This is a genomic window from Streptomyces sp. ST2-7A, from assembly GCF_021390475.1.
GTDB lineage: Bacteria > Actinomycetota > Actinomycetes > Streptomycetales > Streptomycetaceae > Streptomyces.
Map to the genome: position 1 here is coordinate 1 of NZ_JAJUWS010000068.1, position 15534 is coordinate 15534.

Genomic DNA, 15534 nt, shown 5'->3' on the forward strand with positions numbered 1-15534 from the left:
CCCCTCGCGCGCCCGCCCGCCCGGGGACACCCTTCCTCCGTCGAACCCCGGCACCGGCGGCACGCTTCCCGCACCGATGATCGACCCGCCCCCCGGGGGGGAGCCGGCCGACGGTCCGGTCCCGCCGTTGCCCCGCCGTGAGAGCGGGGCCGCGCTGCGACAGCCCGCCGGTCCCACCACCGGCCCCGGTACGGGAGCGATGGAGCCGCTGTCCGGTGGGCCCCGGGGCGATGGCGGGGGGCTCGGCACCCCCTCCGGTGGTGTCCCCGTCGTCGCCGGTGAGGAGACCTTCGGCTCCACGATGGAGCCGGGTGGCCCGCTGCCCCACGCCGAAACCCCGCCCCGGAGTCCCCTCGCGGACCGCGACACCGGCGCCTGGTCGCCCCGCGACCCCGAGGCGACCGAGGCCATGCCCCGCCTCCCGGAGCCCTTCGGTACCGGCTCGACGACCGGTGCCCGGCCCGGGCCGGTCGATGGCGCGCGGTTCCCGGCCCCCGCCTTCGGCACGTCCTTCGGCGAGGAGAAGCCGGACCACGAGGCCGACCCCGACGACTACTACGAGGGGTACGAGGAGTACGAGGAGGAGGAGCCCCGTCGCGGTCGTGGCCGCAAGCTCCTGATCCTCGCCCTGGTGGGCGTCACCGCTCTCTTCGTGGTGGCCTACGGCGCCGGACTGCTGCTCAGCCAGGACGACGTGCCCAAGGGCACCACCGTGCTGGGCCACGACATCGGTGGTACCACCACCCAGACGGCGGTCAACCGGCTGGACACCGTCATGGAGGGCCCGGCGACCGCCCCCCTGCTCCTGGGCATCGAGGGCGAGACCGTGGAACTGCTGCCCGCCGTGGCGGGCCTGACCATCGACACCGAGGCCACTGTTCGGGAGGCCGCGAGCACCGACTACAACCCGGTGAGCGTCATCGGGTCGCTGTTGGGCTCCGGGCGCGAGGTCGAGCCGGTCTTCGGCGTCGACGAGGAGAAGCTCGACGCCGCACTGCTGGACCTGGCCGACATCGGCGCCGCCGCCCCGCGCGACGGTTCGATCTCCTTCGACACCGGTGCCCCGGTGGCCGACTACGGACAGCCCGGCCTGGCGGTGGACGTCGCCTCGGCGGCCCCGGCCGTGCGGGAGGTGTTCCGCCTGCGCGCCGAGACCGGCGAGAACCCGACGGTCGACGTGCAGACGGTGGAGGTGGAGCCGGAGGTCGGCCGCGCCGAGGTGGAGCGGGCGATGGAGGAGTTCGCCGAACCCGCCATGTCCGGCCTGGTCACCATCGTGGCCGGGACCGACGGTGTGCCCGGCGTCGCTCCCACGATCCAGTTCAGCCCGGAGAACTCGCTGCGACAGTTCCTGTCCATGCGTCCGGTGGACGGCCGGCTGGTCGATCACTACGACCTGGAGACCATGGCGAGCCTGTACGGCAGCACTTTCGAGCAGGTCACCATCGTGCGGGGTGACGGGCAGTCCACCCCGGTCACGCCGGAGGACGTGGCCTCGGTGCTGCGGCTCACGCTGCTCGAGACCGGCGAGGAGAACCGCGTCGGGTACCTGGATCTCGATCCGAACTGACCCGCCGGATCCGAAGGGCTTCCGCCGGTGGGGTCCGAGCGGACCCGACCGGCGCGTGACCACGGCGCGGGCGCCCGTGCCCCCTCCCCGGAGGGCGGGGACGGGCGCCCGCGCCGTTCGCACGCCCCCGGGGCGCCGCGCCCGCCGACCCCGGTTCGGCACGCTTCCGTCCCGGTGGGCCCGGTGGGCCCGGTGGTCCGGTGACTCCGATCGGTGCCGGTCTCCCGACTGTTCCGGCTGTCCCGGCTGTCCCGGCTGTTTCGGTCAGGCCCGGTGGTCCGGTGGTCCGGTGGTTCCGGTTGGCCCCGGGCCGACCCCGGCCGGTTGGTCGGTCCCGGAGCACGACCCCGGACCGACCCGGTGGCCCGGTTGGTTCCGGGCGCCCCGGACATCCGGCGGAGCCGGTGACCCCGTCCGGTCCGGTCAGCCCCGGCGCAGGTAGTGGTAGTGGTGGTGCTCGGCGAAGCCCGCTCCCTCGTAGAGCGCCCGCGCGGGGGCGTTGCCCACCTCCACCTGAAGCCACGCGGCGCTCGCGCCCCCGGCCAGGGCCTTCCGTGCCAGCTCCGCCATCACCGCCCGGGCCAGCCCTCGGCGTCGCCGCTCCGGTGCCACCTCCACCGCCGCGAAACCGGCCCAGCGGCCGTCCACCGTGCACCGCCCCACGGCCATGGGCGGGGCGTCCGGCCCCGCCTCCGGGTCGGGCACGCGGGCGAACCCGACCCCCGGACCGGCCGCCAGCACCCGCCGTGCCGTCACCGGGTCCCGGTGGGCGTTCGGATATCCCCGCAGCCACCGCTCGTCCGGTTCGTCGCCCACCACCACCCGGTGGTCCGGCTCCCGGTCGGCGAGCGCGGCCAACGATCCCACCAGGGTCACCGCGTGCCCGGAGGCGCTCCACCCGGCCTCCGCCAGTGCCGCCGCCGTCACCTCGTGCGCCCCGGCCGCGCCCGTGGTCACCGCCAGTCGCGGGGGCAGCCCGCGCCGCTCGTACCAGGCCGAGATCCGTTCGATGTCGGGCTCGCCCGGCCCCAGCGGCACCGCCGAGTTGGCGCGCCGGGTCCACCCCCCGGCGGCCCGGCACAACCAGTCCCCGATCCGCTCCTCCTCCGGGGCGGGCCAGCCGCGCGCGGCGATGGCGCACAGCTCCCCGAGGCCCGCGGCCGGCACCCCCCGGCGTCGGGCCGGGGCCGGCGGCACCACCTTTCCCGCGACCACGGCCCCCTCCACCAGCTCCACCGGCGTCCCGTCCCGACGGGTGATGGTGATCACCCCGCCCGTCCACGATGTGAGAACACCGAGCGTGTCGGTGAAACCCCCGCCGGGCGCGGCGGGGTCCACCAGGCTGCGCACCGATACGCGTTTCCCCAGGTCATCAGGGGTGATGCGGACCTCCAGTCGTACGCCCGCCGTGAACTCCGGCATATTGATCGCCCCTCGTGTTCGTGCTGCGTCCCGAAGCGGCGATACTAGGGGGCGGCATCGACGACGCCGCGCTCCCGCGCGCCACGCGACGGCACCGCAGCGGGCCGCCGCCCTTCATGGAGAGGAACCACAGCGTGACCTACGTCATCGCGGAGCCTTGTGTCGACCTCAAGGACAAGGCATGTATCGAGGAGTGCCCCGTCGACTGCATCTACGAGGGCAACCGCTCCCTGTACATCCACCCGGACGAGTGCGTGGACTGTGGTGCCTGCGAGCCGGTGTGCCCGGTCGAGGCCATCTTCTACGAGGATGACGTCCCGGAGGAGTGGAAGGACTACTACAAGGCGAACGTCGAGTTCTTCGACGAGCTCGGCTCGCCGGGTGGTGCCGGCAAGCTCGGCCTGATCGAGCGGGACCACCCGCTGATCGCGGCGCTCGAGCCGCGCGAGCACCAGGAGTGATCCGACGGGCCGGCGCGCAGCCGCCCGTCACCCCCCTCGGTCCCGCACGGCGCAGCCGTGCGGGACCGTCGCGTACCGGCCGGTGCGCGATGTCCGCCGTCGCCGCCCGCCTGCCCGCCCGGCCGTCCCGTCCCTCCCGAGGAGAGTTCAGCGCGTGTCCTCCGCCCCCGTTCCCGTCCCCTCCGCGCAGCCCCCGGTCGCCGGGCGCGGCGGATCCCTCGTCGCCCGCCTGCCGGTCTTCCCCTGGGACACCCTGGGGGAGGCGAGGAGCACGGCCGAGGCGCACCCCGAAGGACTCGTGGACCTGTCGGTGGGCACGCCGGTGGATCCCGTGCCCGAGGTGATCCAGCGGACGCTGGCCGAGGCCGCCAACCGGCCCGGCTACCCCACGGTGTGGGGCACCGCCGCGCTGCGCAACACGATCCTGTCCTGGGCCGAACGTCGGCTGGGTACCGGGCCGTCGGAGTTGGACCACCCCCACGTGCTGCCGGTGGTCGGCTCCAAGGAACTGGTCGCCTGGCTGCCGATCCAGCTGGGGCTGGGCCCCGGTGACCGGGTGGCCTTCCCGCACCTCGCCTACCCCACCTACGAGGTGGGGGCGCGACTGGCGGGTGCCGAGCCGGTGCCCTACGAGGACCCGCTGGAGCTGGACCCGACCGGCCTGCGGCTGCTGTGGCTCAACTCGCCCTCCAACCCCACCGGTCGGGTCCTGCCGGCGGAGCGGTTGCGGAGGATCGTGGAGTGGGCGCGCGAACACGGCGTCCTCGTGTTGAGCGACGAGTGCTACCTGGAACTGGGGTGGGAAGCCGATCCCGTCTCGGTGCTCGACCCGGCGGTGTGCGGGGGGAGCACCGAGGGGCTGATCGCCGTCCACTCGCTCTCCAAGCGCTCGAACCTGGCCGGGTACCGGGCCGCCTTCCTGCTGGGCGACGCCGAGGTACTGGGCGAGCTGCTGACGATCCGCAAGCACGGCGGGATGATGGTGCCGGCACCGATCCAGGCCGCGACGGTGGCGGCGCTCGGTGACGACGAGCACGTGGTCGAACAGCGGGCCCGCTACGCGGCCCGACGCGCGGTGCTGCGCGACGCCCTGGTGGGCGCGGGGTTCCGGATCGAGCACAGCGAGGCCTCGCTCTACCTGTGGGCGACCCGGGACGAGCCGGGCCGGGAGACCGTGGCGTGGCTGGCGGAGCGCGGCATCCTGGTGGCGCCCGGCGAGTTCTACGGCCCGGCCGGGACATCCTTCGTCCGGGTGGCGTTCACGGCGGTGGACGAGCGGATCGAGCAGGTGGCGCGCCGCCTGGGCTGAGCGGGGCGGGGTCCGGGGGCCGGTTCCGGGAAGTCGTGGGGAGGCCGGGGTGTGTCCGGATCCGGATCCGGGGGACGGGTCGGATCGTCGGGGAGATGCCGAAACCGCTCCGGGGAAACCCGGAACCCGCAATTCCCGGAACCCGGAATGCCGGGAGCCCGGTTCCCGGAAATTCCGGAAGTCGCCTCCGGGGAACGCCGACGGCGCCGGTCGAAACGGGAATCCGACCGGCGCCGAACGGAACACGGACGGCGTCGGGAACCGTGGTGTGGCCGGGTCTCAGCCGATGGGCAGACCGCCGAGGAGGCCGCCCTGGCCACCACCGAGCGGGCCGCCACCGGGCATGCCGTCGATCGGCGCGGAGATCGGCAGGCCGGCGCCGCTCGGCTTGGGCAGGGGCAGGCCGTCCTTGGGCAGGTTGCCGTTGGCCAGGCCGCTGCCGGCCAGCGCGCCGATGGTCTCGCCGAGCACCGCCGCGCCGCTGCCGGTGGCCCCGCCGACGGTGTCCTGCGCGGCCGGGGCGGCGCTGCGGGTCGCGGCGCCCACCACCTTGCCGGTCGCGGGGACGGCGGTCTTCACGGCCTCGGCGGCGGCGTCACCGGCGAGGACGGTGCCCTTCTGCACCGCGCCGTCGAGTGCCTCCCCGGCGGCGGCGCCGTCCAGGGCGCTCAGCCCGCCGAGGTCGCCCTGCGCCGGCTCCAGGGCGTGGGCGGCCCCGGCCGCCCCGGCGACGGGTGCGGCGCCGGCGGCGATCACCAGTGCGGCGCGGGCGATGTGGCGCTTGAGGGAGTGGGACATGATGCTCCTTGGCGAGAGAAACGCTCGTTCGACAACAGGTGCCGTCCGGGCGGGGTAACCCGATCGGACGCGCCCTGCATATCGGCGAAAGCGGTGCCGAGGTTGCGGCCCCCCACGGTAAAGTGTTGGTAACGTTCGGTAATTATCATTTCTTCTATTTGGGACATGAACTCCATCGGGGGAATTCGTGGGCGCTACCTTGACGCCCACCGGTCCCCGGCGGTCCGATGGTTGGATGGTCCGACAATGCGTTCGCACTCCGGGGCTCAGCGACGCAGCGTGATCCGCACCTCCGTGCCGGGGCCCGGGCCGCCGGTTCCCTCGGCCCGCCATCCGCGTGTCGAAGTCGCGGCCTCCCACCGTCGTTCGCCGTCCGTCACCCGCGTCACGCCCAACTCCCGGGCGTGGGCGACCGCCCAGTGCGCCACCCGGCGGGCGGTCCGCGTGGTGGCCTCCCCGGCCTCCCGGGGAACGGGCACCACGACCTCGACCACCTCGGAACCGCCGGTCCCGGAGATTTCCACCGTCGGCCGCAGCGCCGTCGGCGCCGCCCCCCGCTCGCCGAACTCCCGCTCCAACCGCCGCACGAGTTCTCCCGCCTCCCCCGGGGCGGCCTCCGGGTCCTCGGTGAAGGCGCAGCTCAGCGTCGCCGAGTCCCGACCGGTGAAGGCGCCCGCCAACATCGCGGCCCGCGGCTCGTGCTTGGCGTACTCGTCGGGGAACGCGCTGCGCTGCACCGTCTGCGCGGCCACCGTCAACGGCAGGTCCGCGTAGCCCGGCACCTCCACCAGGTGGTCGTAGAACCGCCCCGCCGAGTACACCGGGTCCATGATCTCGGCCTCGCTGCCCCACCCCATCGAGGGGCGCTGTTGGAACAGTCCGAGGGAGTCCCGGTCCCCGTAGTCGATGTTCCGCAGGCTCGACTCCTGCATGGCGGTGGCGATCGCGATGGTCACCGCCCACTCGTCCAGACCCCGGGCCTCGCCCACCGCGCTGATCGTCGCGGCGTTCGCCGCCTGTTGGGGCTGGAGCACGTAGGGGCCGTCGGACCCGTCGCCGTCACCGTCGCCCCCGGTCCCGCTCGACAGGGCGTCCACCACCGAGCAGTGCGGGGGACGGCCGGCACCCGTCTCGTGGTGCACCACTCCGTAGGCCACCAGGCCCAGCAACGCACCGAGCCCGTAACCGAGCCGCACCAGGCGGCGACGCCCGTGACCGCTCCGCGGCGGGGCGTCACCGGGCGGGGACCCGGACGGGGCGGGGGTCGATCCGGTCCCCGGCGGGGACGGGTCGGAGAGGGGACGCGGGGCGACGACCCGCGCGCCGGGCACCGCGGCGGTGCCGGCCGCGCCGTCGGCGGGACGGTTCGCGGACGCCCCGGACGCCCCGGAACGGGGGTTCGGTGCCGGCCGGCCGTCGGACACGGGTGGGGGGATCCGGTTGCGCACGCGACACAAGGTAACCCGGCGCCGGCCCGAAGCCGACCTCCGGTTCCGGGTAGCGTGACCCGACATGCACGCACTTCCGCACCCCCTCGACGGCCCCCTGGACCTCTCGGGGGACGCCGCCGAACTCACCGCCCGCCTCGTGGACATCCCCTCGGTGAGCGGCGACGAGAAGCCGCTCGCGGACGCCGTGGAGGCGGCCCTGCGCGACCTGCCCCACCTGCGCGTGGACCGGTACGGCAACAACGTGGTCGCCCGCACCGCGTCGGACCGCCCCGAGCGGGTGGTGCTCGCCGGTCACCTGGACACGGTCCCCATCGCCGACAACGTCCCCTCCCGATTGGACGCGGACGGCGTGCTGTGGGGATGCGGCACCTGCGACATGAAGTCGGGGGTCGCGGTGCAGCTGCGGATCGCCGCGACCGTCCCCGAGCCCAACCGGGACCTCACCTTCGTCTTCTACGACAACGAGGAGGTCGCCGCCGAGCACAACGGTCTGGGGCACCTGGCGGAGCACCGACCGGACTGGTTGACGGCGGACTTCGCGATCCTCCTGGAACCCTCGGGCGGCGAGGTGGAGGGCGGCTGCCAGGGGACCCTGCGGGTCGAACTCCACCTGACCGGACGGCGCGCCCACTCGGCCCGTGCCTGGATGGGGGAGAACGCCGTGCACGCCGCCGCCCCGGTGCTGGAGCGGCTGGCCGGCTACCGGCCGCGCCGGCCGATGGTGGACGGGCTGGAGTACCGCGAAGGGCTGAACGCCGTGGGGATCGCGGGTGGGGTGGCCGGCAACGTCATCCCCGACGCCTGTGTCGTCACCGTCAACTACCGGTACGCACCCGACCTGGACGAGGCGGCGGCGATCGCGCACGTCCGCGAGGTGTTCGCGGACTGCGGCGTCGCGGAATTCGTCGTCACCGACCACTCGCCGGCCGCACGCCCCGGACTCGACCACCCGGCCGCCCGGGCCTTCATGGCTGCGGTCGGCGGCTCGGCGCGCCCCAAGTACGGCTGGACGGATGTGGCGCGGTTCGGCGCGCTCGGCGTCCCGGCGGTCAACTACGGTCCGGGGGAGCCGAGCCTGGCGCACCGGCGGGACGAGCGGGTGGACACGGCGGTGGTGCGCCGCTGCGAGGAGCGGCTGCGGTCCTGGCTGACCGGCACCGCGGAGGAGTGAGGCGCCCCTCGGCGACGGGCCCGGACCGGGCGCGCGCGACGGTCCCCGCGCGTTCATCCGCGCGTAGCGGGTCGCGCCCCGTGCGCGGCGTAGGCTGCCGGGGATCCCCCGCGCCCCGGGGGCCGGACGGTCGGCGCGGGCGGATCGACCGTACGGCAGCGAGGAGCGGATATGAGCAGCGCGAACCACACGCCGGGGGACGCCCCCGGATCCACCGCTTTCGGGCGTACCGCCAATCGGCGCGAGCAGCACCTCGGTCCGGTCGTGCGCCGGCGCGACCAGATGGTGTCCGGCACCACCGATCAGCGGCTGCTGGACACCCAGGGACCCTCCGACTGGCTGCACGAGGACCCGTGGCGGGTCATGCGGATCCAGGCGGAGTTCGTCGAGGGCTTCGGCGCCCTCGCCGAGCTGGGTCCGGCGATCAGCGTCTTCGGCTCCGCCCGTACCGCGCCCGACAGCCCCGAGTACGAGCTGGGCGTGCGGATCGGCCGGGCCCTGGCCGAGGCCGGCTACGCGGTGATCACCGGCGGCGGTCCCGGTGCCATGGAGGCGGCGAACCGGGGCGCGCTGGAGGCCAACGGCGTCTCCGTCGGACTCGGCATCGAGCTCCCCTTCGAGCAGGGGATGAACGAGTACGTGGACCTCGGCGTCAACTTCCGGTACTTCTTCGTCCGCAAGACGATGTTCGTGAAGTACGCGCAGGGCTTCGTCGTCCTCCCCGGCGGGCTGGGTACCCTCGACGAGCTGTTCGAGGCGCTGACGCTGGTGCAGACCGGCAAGGTGACCCGCTTCCCCATCGTGTTGGTCGGCACCGCCTACTGGGGTGGGCTGGTGGACTGGGTGCGCGACACCCTGATCGCGCAGGGAAAGGCATCCGCCAAGGACGAGCACCTCTTCCACCTCACCGACGACGTCGCCGAGGCGATCGAACTGGTCACCAAGGTCACCCGCTGACCGCGTCCGGCCCGCGTCCGGCCCGTGTCCGCGCCGAGGCGCGGGCCGGACGCGGGGCGGCCGGTCAGGCCAGTCCGCGCCGCGCCACCCGGGGCTCGCGCCGCCCGGCGATCGCCGCCACCATCTCCAGCACCTGCCGGGTCTCCGCCACCTCGTGCACCCGGTAGACCCGGGCGCCCAGCCAGGCCGAGACCGCGGTGGCCGCCAGCGTCCCGATCAGCCGTTCCCGGACCGGCAGGTCCAGCGTCTCGCCGACGAAGTCCTTGTTGGACAGGGACACCAGCACCGGATACCCCAGCCCCGTCATCTCGCCCAGTCGCCGGGTGGCCTCCAACGAGTGCCGGGTGTTCTTCCCGAAGTCGTGACCGGGGTCGATCAGTACCGCGTCCCGTCGCACGCCCAGCGCCACCGCCCGCTCCGCCAGCGCGGTCGTACGGGCGATGATGTCCGCCATCACGTCCGGGTGGGAGACCCGGTGCGGGCGGGTGCGCGGTGCCGCGCCGCCGGTGTGGGTGCACACCAGCCCCACCCCGCGCCGGGCGGCGACCTCCGCCAGCCGTGGGTCCGTCCCGCCCCAGGCGTCGTTGAGCAGGTCCGCGCCGGCCTCGCACACCGCCTCGCCCACCTCGTGCCGCCAGGTGTCCACGCTGATCACCACGTCCGGGTGCCGGTCGCGCACCTCGGCGACGAAGCCGGCGGTGCGGCGGATCTCCTCGGCCGCGTCCACCTCCTCGCCGGGTCCCGCCTTCACCCCGCCGATGTCCACGATCGCCGCGCCCTCGTCGATCGCCTCGGCCACCCGCTTGAGCGCCGGCTCGTCCGCGAAGGTCGCCCCCCGGTCGTAGAAGGAGTCCGGGGTGCGGTTCACGATGGCCATGATCACCGGTTCGTCCGGACCGAATTCGCGGGTTCCCAGTCGCAGCATGCTGCGAGAATACGGCGGCCGTGACACGATCGACCGCGGCCCGGGGCGGTCGGTCCGGGGCGGGACACGGGAGACACGGCGATGTTCTGGTGGTTGATGGCGGCGATGGTCGTCGTGGTCGGCGGTGTCACGCTGGCCGTGCTCGGCAGCGGTGACGGCTCCGGGGGGCCGGCCTCCGGCGGATTGCCGGACGCCGAACCCGACCGTCCGCACGATCCGCTGCCGGCCGACCGGCCGGTGGTGCCCGCCGACGTGGTGGCGGTCCGGCTGCCGGTGGCCCCGCGCGGCTACCGGATGGCCGAGGTGGACGAGGTGCTGGACCGACTCGCCGCCGAGCTGGCCGAGCGGGACGCCCGGATCGCCGAACTCCGCGCCGAACTCCGCGCCGAACTCCGCGCCGAACCGGTGGAGGAGCGGGCCGGCGGACACGCCCCCGTCACCGGCCCGGGCCCGGTGGGTCCGGGATCCCCGTTCGGAACCGGTGATGCCGTGCCGGATGCCGACGACCGGGGTTGAGCCCGGCCGTCTCGTCGGCACATCCCCCGCGCGGCGTGTCCCGCGCCGAGGGGTCCGGCCGGACCCCTCGGCGCGGTCGGGCCGGACGCCGTCGGACGGGCCCGGGTCCGGATGTCTCGTCGGCACGTCTCCCGGGTGACCCGCCCCCTGTGGTTCACCCCACACCGGGGTGCGGGCCGAAGGGGGTCCGGTGGGTCCGGGACCCCGGCCGGACCCGGGTGTGTCACCGGCACGTCCCCGTGCGACCCGCCCCGTCCCGCCCCACGACGCCGGGTGCCCCGCCGGATGCCCCCGCGCCGGTCCCCGGGAGCGCCGAACGCACCCGGGGACCGGCGGTGCCGGGTCAGCGGCCGGTGAACCGGGGTGTCCGCTTGGCGACGAACGCGTTCACCGCCTCGCGATGGTCCTCCGTCGCCCCCGCCCGGGACTGCAGGCGACCCTCCAACTCCAGGGTCTCCGCCGCCGAATGGGTCGCGCCGAAGGCCATCGCCTCCTTGATGCCCGCGTACGCCACGGTCGGCCCCTTGGCCAGGTCACGGGCGATCTCCAGCGCCACCGCCGGCAACTCCTCGTCCGGCACCACTCGTTGCACCAGCCCCAGTCGCTCGGCCGCGGCGGCGTCCAGGGTGCGCGGGAAGTACAACAGGTCCGCCGCCCGCGCCGGGCCGACCAGGCGCGGCAGGGTCCAGGACAGGCCGGAGTCGGCGGCCAGGCCCACCCCGGCGAAGGCCGTGGTGAAACGGGCCCCCGCCGCCGCCACCCGGTAGTCGGCGGCCAGCGCGAAGCCCATGCCCGCGCCCGCGGCGGTGCCGTTGATCCCGGCCACCACCGGCTTGGGCATTTCCAGGATGGCGCGGGTGATCGGGTTGTAGTGCTCGGCCACGGTGTCGAGGGCGGCGCCCCGGTCGCCGTCCCCGGTGCCCCGGGCGGCCAGGCTTCCGGCGTGCTCGCGCAGGTCCTGTCCCACGCAGAAGGCGCGCCCGACGCCGGTGAGCAGGACCGCGCGGACCCCGGGGTCGGCGGCGGCGTCGAGCAGGGCGTCGCGCAGCGCCTCCTTGGTCGCGGTGTCCAGGGCGTTCATCGCGTCCGGACGGTTGAGGGTGATGGTCGCGAGGTGGTCTGTGAGGTCGTGGAGAACGGTGTCGGCCATGGGGATCAGCATGGCGTACCGCCTCGATCGGGGGAACGCCGGCGTGCCGACCGGTCGGTCACATCCGGTCCCGGACCGATCGGGCGGGATCGGGGAATTTGCCGGATTGCCATGCTTTTGCGGGTGCGCGTTGTCGAAGGGAGATCCGCCGGGGTTGGTCATCGGCTCCCCCGATGCGGGATAATGAGCGGGAAGCAATCTGTTCGAGGTCGGCGACGGATCGGCGCCGATTGCGATGAGCTGGTTTCAGGAAGGGGAACGAGCATGGCGGCCATGAAGCCGCGGACGGGCGATGGTCCGCTCGAGGTGACCAAGGAGGGGCGGGGCATCATCATGCGCGTTCCGCTCGAGGGTGGCGGGCGGCTTGTCGTCGAGCTGACCCCCGATGAAGCGGTGGCTCTGGATGAGGAGCTGAAGAAGGTCTGCGGCTGAGGTCCACCGTGCCCGGTCATGCCGGGCGTCCGCCCCGGAACGTTCCGCGCGTTCCGGGGCGGTGACGTGTCCGCCGACGGACTCTCCCGGGCACCCCGGAAGCCACCGGCCGGCTTCCCGCGCGGAAACGATCGCGCGACCCGGCTTCCCGGGCCGGTACCGCCCCGAGGGGCCCGGGCCCCGGGAGCCGTCTCAGCGACGGGCGGCGCAGAGCAGGCCGTCACCCACCGGCAACAGGGCCGGTATCAACTCGAGGTTCTCCCGTATCGCCCGCAGCAGTTCCCGCAGGCGCAGCACCGACGCCGGCTGGGCGGCGGTCGCCATGGTGCGTCCCTCCGCGAAGACCCCGGAGAAGCAGACCAGGCCGCCGGGCCGCAGCAGCCGCAACGCCTCCTCCAGACACTCCGGGTAGTCCCGCCGGTCGCCGTCGCAGAACATCAGGTCGTAACCCCCGTCGGCGAGTCGCGGCAGCACGTCCAGCGCCGGGCCGGGGATGAGACGCGCGCGATTGGCCGCGAAGCCGGCCGCGCGGAACGCCTGCCGGGCCGCCTGTTGGCGGTCGGTCTCGGTGTCGATGGTCGTCAATACGCCACCCGGTCGCATCCCCTGCAACAGGTAGAGCCCGGAGACGCCGGTGCCGGTGCCGATCTCCACCACGGCCTTCGCGCCGGTGCCCGCCGCCAGCAGACGCAGCGCGTCGCCGCAGCCCGGGGAGACCGGTCGCACACCCGCCTCCGCCGAGCGATCGCGGGCCCAGGCCAGCGCGGCGCCCTCGGCCGAGGCGGCGTCGGGCGTGCCGTACGCCTCGGCGAACGCCCAGCTGGTCTGCCGATTGCCGGTAATGGCCTTCTCCCGTCCCCGTCCGTCAGGCGCATCGACTGTATCGACTTCCCGGGGGAACCGGATGCGCGGACCATCCGTTGACCCCTTCGTGGGGACGTGGAGCCGGTGCGCCGGGCCGTGACCCCGATGCGGCGGACCCCTCCGGCACCCGGGAGGGTCGGCCGCCGACGGAACCGACGTGATCGAGGGGTCCGACGGAACGGAAGCGCCCGACGGCACGGAAGGCGGGGGTGGATGCGTACGACGTGGAGGACCGGCCCGGCCGGCGGCGCCGTCGGAGCGGTCGCCGGGGCGCGCACGGTCTTTTATCCGGAGCCGACAGGGCAGGTGGCTATGGTAGGGAACCCGCTGGACACCACCAGAGCCGATAGGGGAGGTGCGGCCGCGTCCGGGGTCCGGGAGGCGCTGACCCGCTTCCTGAGGACCCCCGATCGGCCGAATTCCGTGACCGAGACCGCTGACCGCAGCCAGAACCCCTCCGCCGAGGTCCCGTCGGCCGTGCCCGGCGCCCGCCTCCCGGTGGAGCGGCGCGTCGCCGACGCCGGGGAGGCGTCGGAAGGTGCCGCGGCCGGCTCGTCCGCCCCTTCCGTCGGGACCCCGGCGGGAGACGCCGGGGACGCCGCCCCGACCACCGCGACGTTCGCCACCGGCCCGGAGTCCGGCGCCTGGGCCCCTCCCAGCTGGGAGGAGATCGTCAGCACGCACAGCGCGCGGGTCTACCGCCTGGCCTACCGGCTGACGGGCAACCAGCACGACGCCGAGGATCTCACCCAGGAGGTCTTCGTCCGGGTCTTCCGCTCGCTGTCCACCTACACCCCCGGAACCTTCGAGGGGTGGCTGCACCGCATCACCACCAACCTCTTCCTGGACATGGTCCGCCGCAAGCAGCGCATCCGCTTCGACGCACTCGGGGACGACGCGGCCGACCGCCTGCCCAGTCGGGAGCCCTCTCCCCAACAGCACTACAACGACACCCATCTCGACGCCGACGTGCAGCAGGCACTGGACACCCTCGCCCCGGACTTCCGGGCCGCCGTGGTCCTGTGCGACATCGAGGGGCTCAGCTACGAGGAGATCGCCGCCACCCTCGGCGTGAAGCTCGGCACCGTCCGCAGCCGCATCCACCGGGGGCGATCCCAGCTGCGCAAGGCGCTGCGCCACCGTTCCCCGCGCGGGCGCGTGCGACAGCCGGTCGCGGCCCTGGCCGGCGCCGGGGAGGGCGGAGCGGAGTGACCAGCGAGCACCATCTCGGTGACAGACTCGCGGCGTTCATCGACGGGGAGCTCTCCATCGATGATCGCGAACGGGTCCTCGCGCACGTGGCCACCTGCGCCGGCTGCCGTGCCGAGGTCGATGCCCAGCGCCGGGTGAAGAGCTACTGCGCGGGCAGCGCCCTGCCGCCCCCGCCGCCCGCCCTGCTGGCCCGGTTGCAGGGGCTGCCCACCGCCGGTGCCGACACCCGCTCCGGGGTCGGCCCGTTCGGCGGGCCCCGGGCCCCGATGTCCTCCCGGCCGCGGTTCCCCGGGATCGATCGGCCGGCGGCGGATCCCGTGCCGTCCTCCCCGCTGACGGCGGGGGGCGCCGGCGTGCTCCGCCCGCCGGGACACGGCTTCCGCATCCACCGTCCCGAACCCGCGCGGGGGCGCGGTCCCCGCCGCTTCGCCTTCGCCGCCGCGGGCGCCTTCTCACTCGCCGCCGTCGCCATCGGCGGTGTGCTGGGCGCCGGCGCGCTCGGTGGTTCCCCCGGCTCCGCCTCCGGGCCGATGCCGGGCGCCTCGGTCGCCGCGGGCGGCAGCGCCGCCCCCTCCGCGGGTGCCCGGTCGACCGCCGCCCGTGAGGCGCTGCGCGGGGTGCCCGGGACCGGCGCTCCCTCCCGCTCGGGGCAGCACCGGGCCGACACCGCGCCGCCGGCCGGCGCGCTCCTCGGCCCCACCCCGCACCTCGACCCGCCGTCCCCGGCGCCGCTGCGACCCGGCTTCGTGCCGGTGGCCCGGGCCGTCACGGCGCCACAGCCCTCCCCGCTGCCGCTGCCGCTGCCGCTGCCGCTCATGGCGGAGATGTTCCCGGACCTCTCCGGCTCGGGGGAGCCGTCGCCGCTGCTCTCGCCGGCCCCGGTGGGCGCCACGTACCCCGGCCCGTCGCTCGGTCCGAACAACCCGGACCACGGTGAAGCGTTCCGGATCCCGACCCCGGTCGGGGACGTCCCGGTGCCCGCCGCCACGGCCGGTCACAGCGGTGTCCCGAGCCCCCGCTGATTTCCCCGCCGCCACCTGATGTAATCCATGGGCGCGGCGCGCCGCGTGGAGACCCGACCGGAGGGGGCTGCCATGGATGAGACGAGGAGCGGTGCCGAGCCGTTGCACGGTCGCGACCCGTACGGCACGCCGCCCTACGGCCCGCCCGGGCCGTGGGCCCCGGCCCCGCCCGTGCAGCGTCCCGGCGCCACCCCGCCGGGGGGTACGACCCTGCCGCCGACCACCGGCCCCGGCGGTTCGTACCCTCACCCCAACCCCCCCCCATACCCACCCC

15 protein-coding genes are annotated in these 15534 nt (G+C 74.8%); 9 read left to right on the top strand and 6 right to left on the bottom strand.

The window, feature by feature from the left end; translation table 11 throughout:
- The coding region (locus LZF96_RS25650) for a peptidoglycan binding domain-containing protein (RefSeq protein ID WP_233877147.1) at positions 1 to 1570 on the top strand (1570 nt) is incomplete at its 5' end.
- 423 nt (positions 1571 to 1993) lie between these two features.
- Here LZF96_RS25650 and LZF96_RS25655 read toward each other — a convergent pair.
- On the bottom strand, positions 1994 to 2992 hold the full coding sequence (locus LZF96_RS25655) for a GNAT family N-acetyltransferase (RefSeq protein ID WP_233877149.1): 999 nt from the start codon (positions 2990 to 2992) through the stop codon (positions 1994 to 1996).
- A gap of 134 nt (positions 2993 to 3126) precedes the next feature.
- Between LZF96_RS25655 and fdxA the strand changes: the two genes are divergently transcribed.
- Together fdxA and dapC are read left to right on the top strand one after the other, a co-directional pair.
- A complete protein-coding gene (fdxA, locus tag LZF96_RS25660) occupies positions 3127 to 3453 on the top strand; it encodes a ferredoxin (RefSeq protein WP_233877164.1) in 327 nt (108 codons plus the stop codon).
- A 229-nt stretch (positions 3454 to 3682) separates the two neighbouring features.
- Complete coding sequence (gene dapC / locus LZF96_RS25665) at positions 3683 to 4762, top strand: succinyldiaminopimelate transaminase (RefSeq protein WP_233877166.1); 1080 nt, start codon at positions 3683 to 3685, stop codon at positions 4760 to 4762.
- A gap of 279 nt (positions 4763 to 5041) precedes the next feature.
- Here the strand turns inward: dapC and LZF96_RS25670 are convergent, their stop codons facing one another.
- Together LZF96_RS25670 and LZF96_RS25675 are read right to left on the bottom strand one after the other, a co-directional pair.
- Positions 5042 to 5560: an ATP-binding protein gene (locus LZF96_RS25670; protein WP_233877151.1), complete on the bottom strand. Its 519-nt coding sequence runs from the start codon at positions 5558 to 5560 to the stop codon at positions 5042 to 5044.
- A gap of 266 nt (positions 5561 to 5826) precedes the next feature.
- The gene (locus tag LZF96_RS25675; protein ID WP_308294291.1) at positions 5827 to 7008 is read right to left on the bottom strand and encodes a hypothetical protein; all 1182 of its coding nucleotides are present in this window, start codon (positions 7006 to 7008) and stop codon (positions 5827 to 5829) included.
- A 64-nt stretch (positions 7009 to 7072) separates the two neighbouring features.
- Here LZF96_RS25675 and dapE point away from each other — a divergent pair, with 64 nt between their 5' ends.
- Together dapE and LZF96_RS25685 are read left to right on the top strand one after the other, a co-directional pair.
- Positions 7073 to 8182, top strand: a complete 1110-nt coding sequence (gene dapE / locus LZF96_RS25680) for a succinyl-diaminopimelate desuccinylase (RefSeq protein ID WP_233877153.1) — start codon at positions 7073 to 7075, stop codon at positions 8180 to 8182.
- A 171-nt stretch (positions 8183 to 8353) separates the two neighbouring features.
- On the top strand, positions 8354 to 9139 hold the full coding sequence (locus LZF96_RS25685; RefSeq protein ID WP_233877155.1) for a TIGR00730 family Rossman fold protein: 786 nt from the start codon (positions 8354 to 8356) through the stop codon (positions 9137 to 9139).
- Positions 9140 to 9203: 64 nt separating this feature from the next.
- Here the strand turns inward: LZF96_RS25685 and folP are convergent, their stop codons facing one another.
- Complete coding sequence (folP, locus tag LZF96_RS25690; protein ID WP_233877157.1) at positions 9204 to 10064, bottom strand: dihydropteroate synthase; 861 nt, start codon at positions 10062 to 10064, stop codon at positions 9204 to 9206.
- 81 nt (positions 10065 to 10145) lie between these two features.
- Between folP and LZF96_RS25695 the strand changes: the two genes are divergently transcribed.
- A complete protein-coding gene (locus LZF96_RS25695; RefSeq protein WP_233877159.1) occupies positions 10146 to 10580 on the top strand; it encodes a DivIVA domain-containing protein in 435 nt (144 codons plus the stop codon).
- Between the two features lie 343 nt (positions 10581 to 10923).
- On the opposite strand, the gene LZF96_RS25700 is transcribed toward LZF96_RS25695, so the two are convergent.
- Positions 10924 to 11730 carry an enoyl-CoA hydratase-related protein gene (locus LZF96_RS25700; protein WP_233877161.1) on the bottom strand — a complete coding sequence of 269 codons (807 nt, stop codon included), beginning with the start codon at positions 11728 to 11730 and terminating at the stop codon, positions 10924 to 10926.
- 264 nt (positions 11731 to 11994) lie between these two features.
- Between LZF96_RS25700 and LZF96_RS25705 the strand changes: the two genes are divergently transcribed.
- Positions 11995 to 12162 carry a DUF3117 domain-containing protein gene (locus tag LZF96_RS25705; RefSeq protein WP_103500878.1) on the top strand — a complete coding sequence of 56 codons (168 nt, stop codon included), beginning with the start codon at positions 11995 to 11997 and terminating at the stop codon, positions 12160 to 12162.
- 192 nt (positions 12163 to 12354) lie between these two features.
- Here LZF96_RS25705 and LZF96_RS25710 read toward each other — a convergent pair whose 3' ends face one another.
- Positions 12355 to 13068, bottom strand: coding sequence for an O-methyltransferase (locus LZF96_RS25710; RefSeq protein WP_233877170.1), 714 nt, complete (start codon positions 13066 to 13068; stop codon positions 12355 to 12357).
- Positions 13069 to 13338: 270 nt separating this feature from the next.
- On the opposite strand from LZF96_RS25710, the gene sigE reads away from it, so the two are divergent.
- Positions 13339 to 14238, top strand: a complete 900-nt coding sequence (gene sigE, locus LZF96_RS25715; protein ID WP_233877172.1) for an RNA polymerase sigma factor SigE — start codon at positions 13339 to 13341, stop codon at positions 14236 to 14238.
- The gene (locus LZF96_RS25720; RefSeq protein WP_233877162.1) at positions 14235 to 15260 is read left to right on the top strand and encodes a zf-HC2 domain-containing protein; all 1026 of its coding nucleotides are present in this window, start codon (positions 14235 to 14237) and stop codon (positions 15258 to 15260) included. The genes sigE and LZF96_RS25720 overlap by 4 nt, the downstream gene beginning before the upstream one ends.
- The last annotated feature ends 274 nt before the right edge of the window (positions 15261 to 15534 follow it).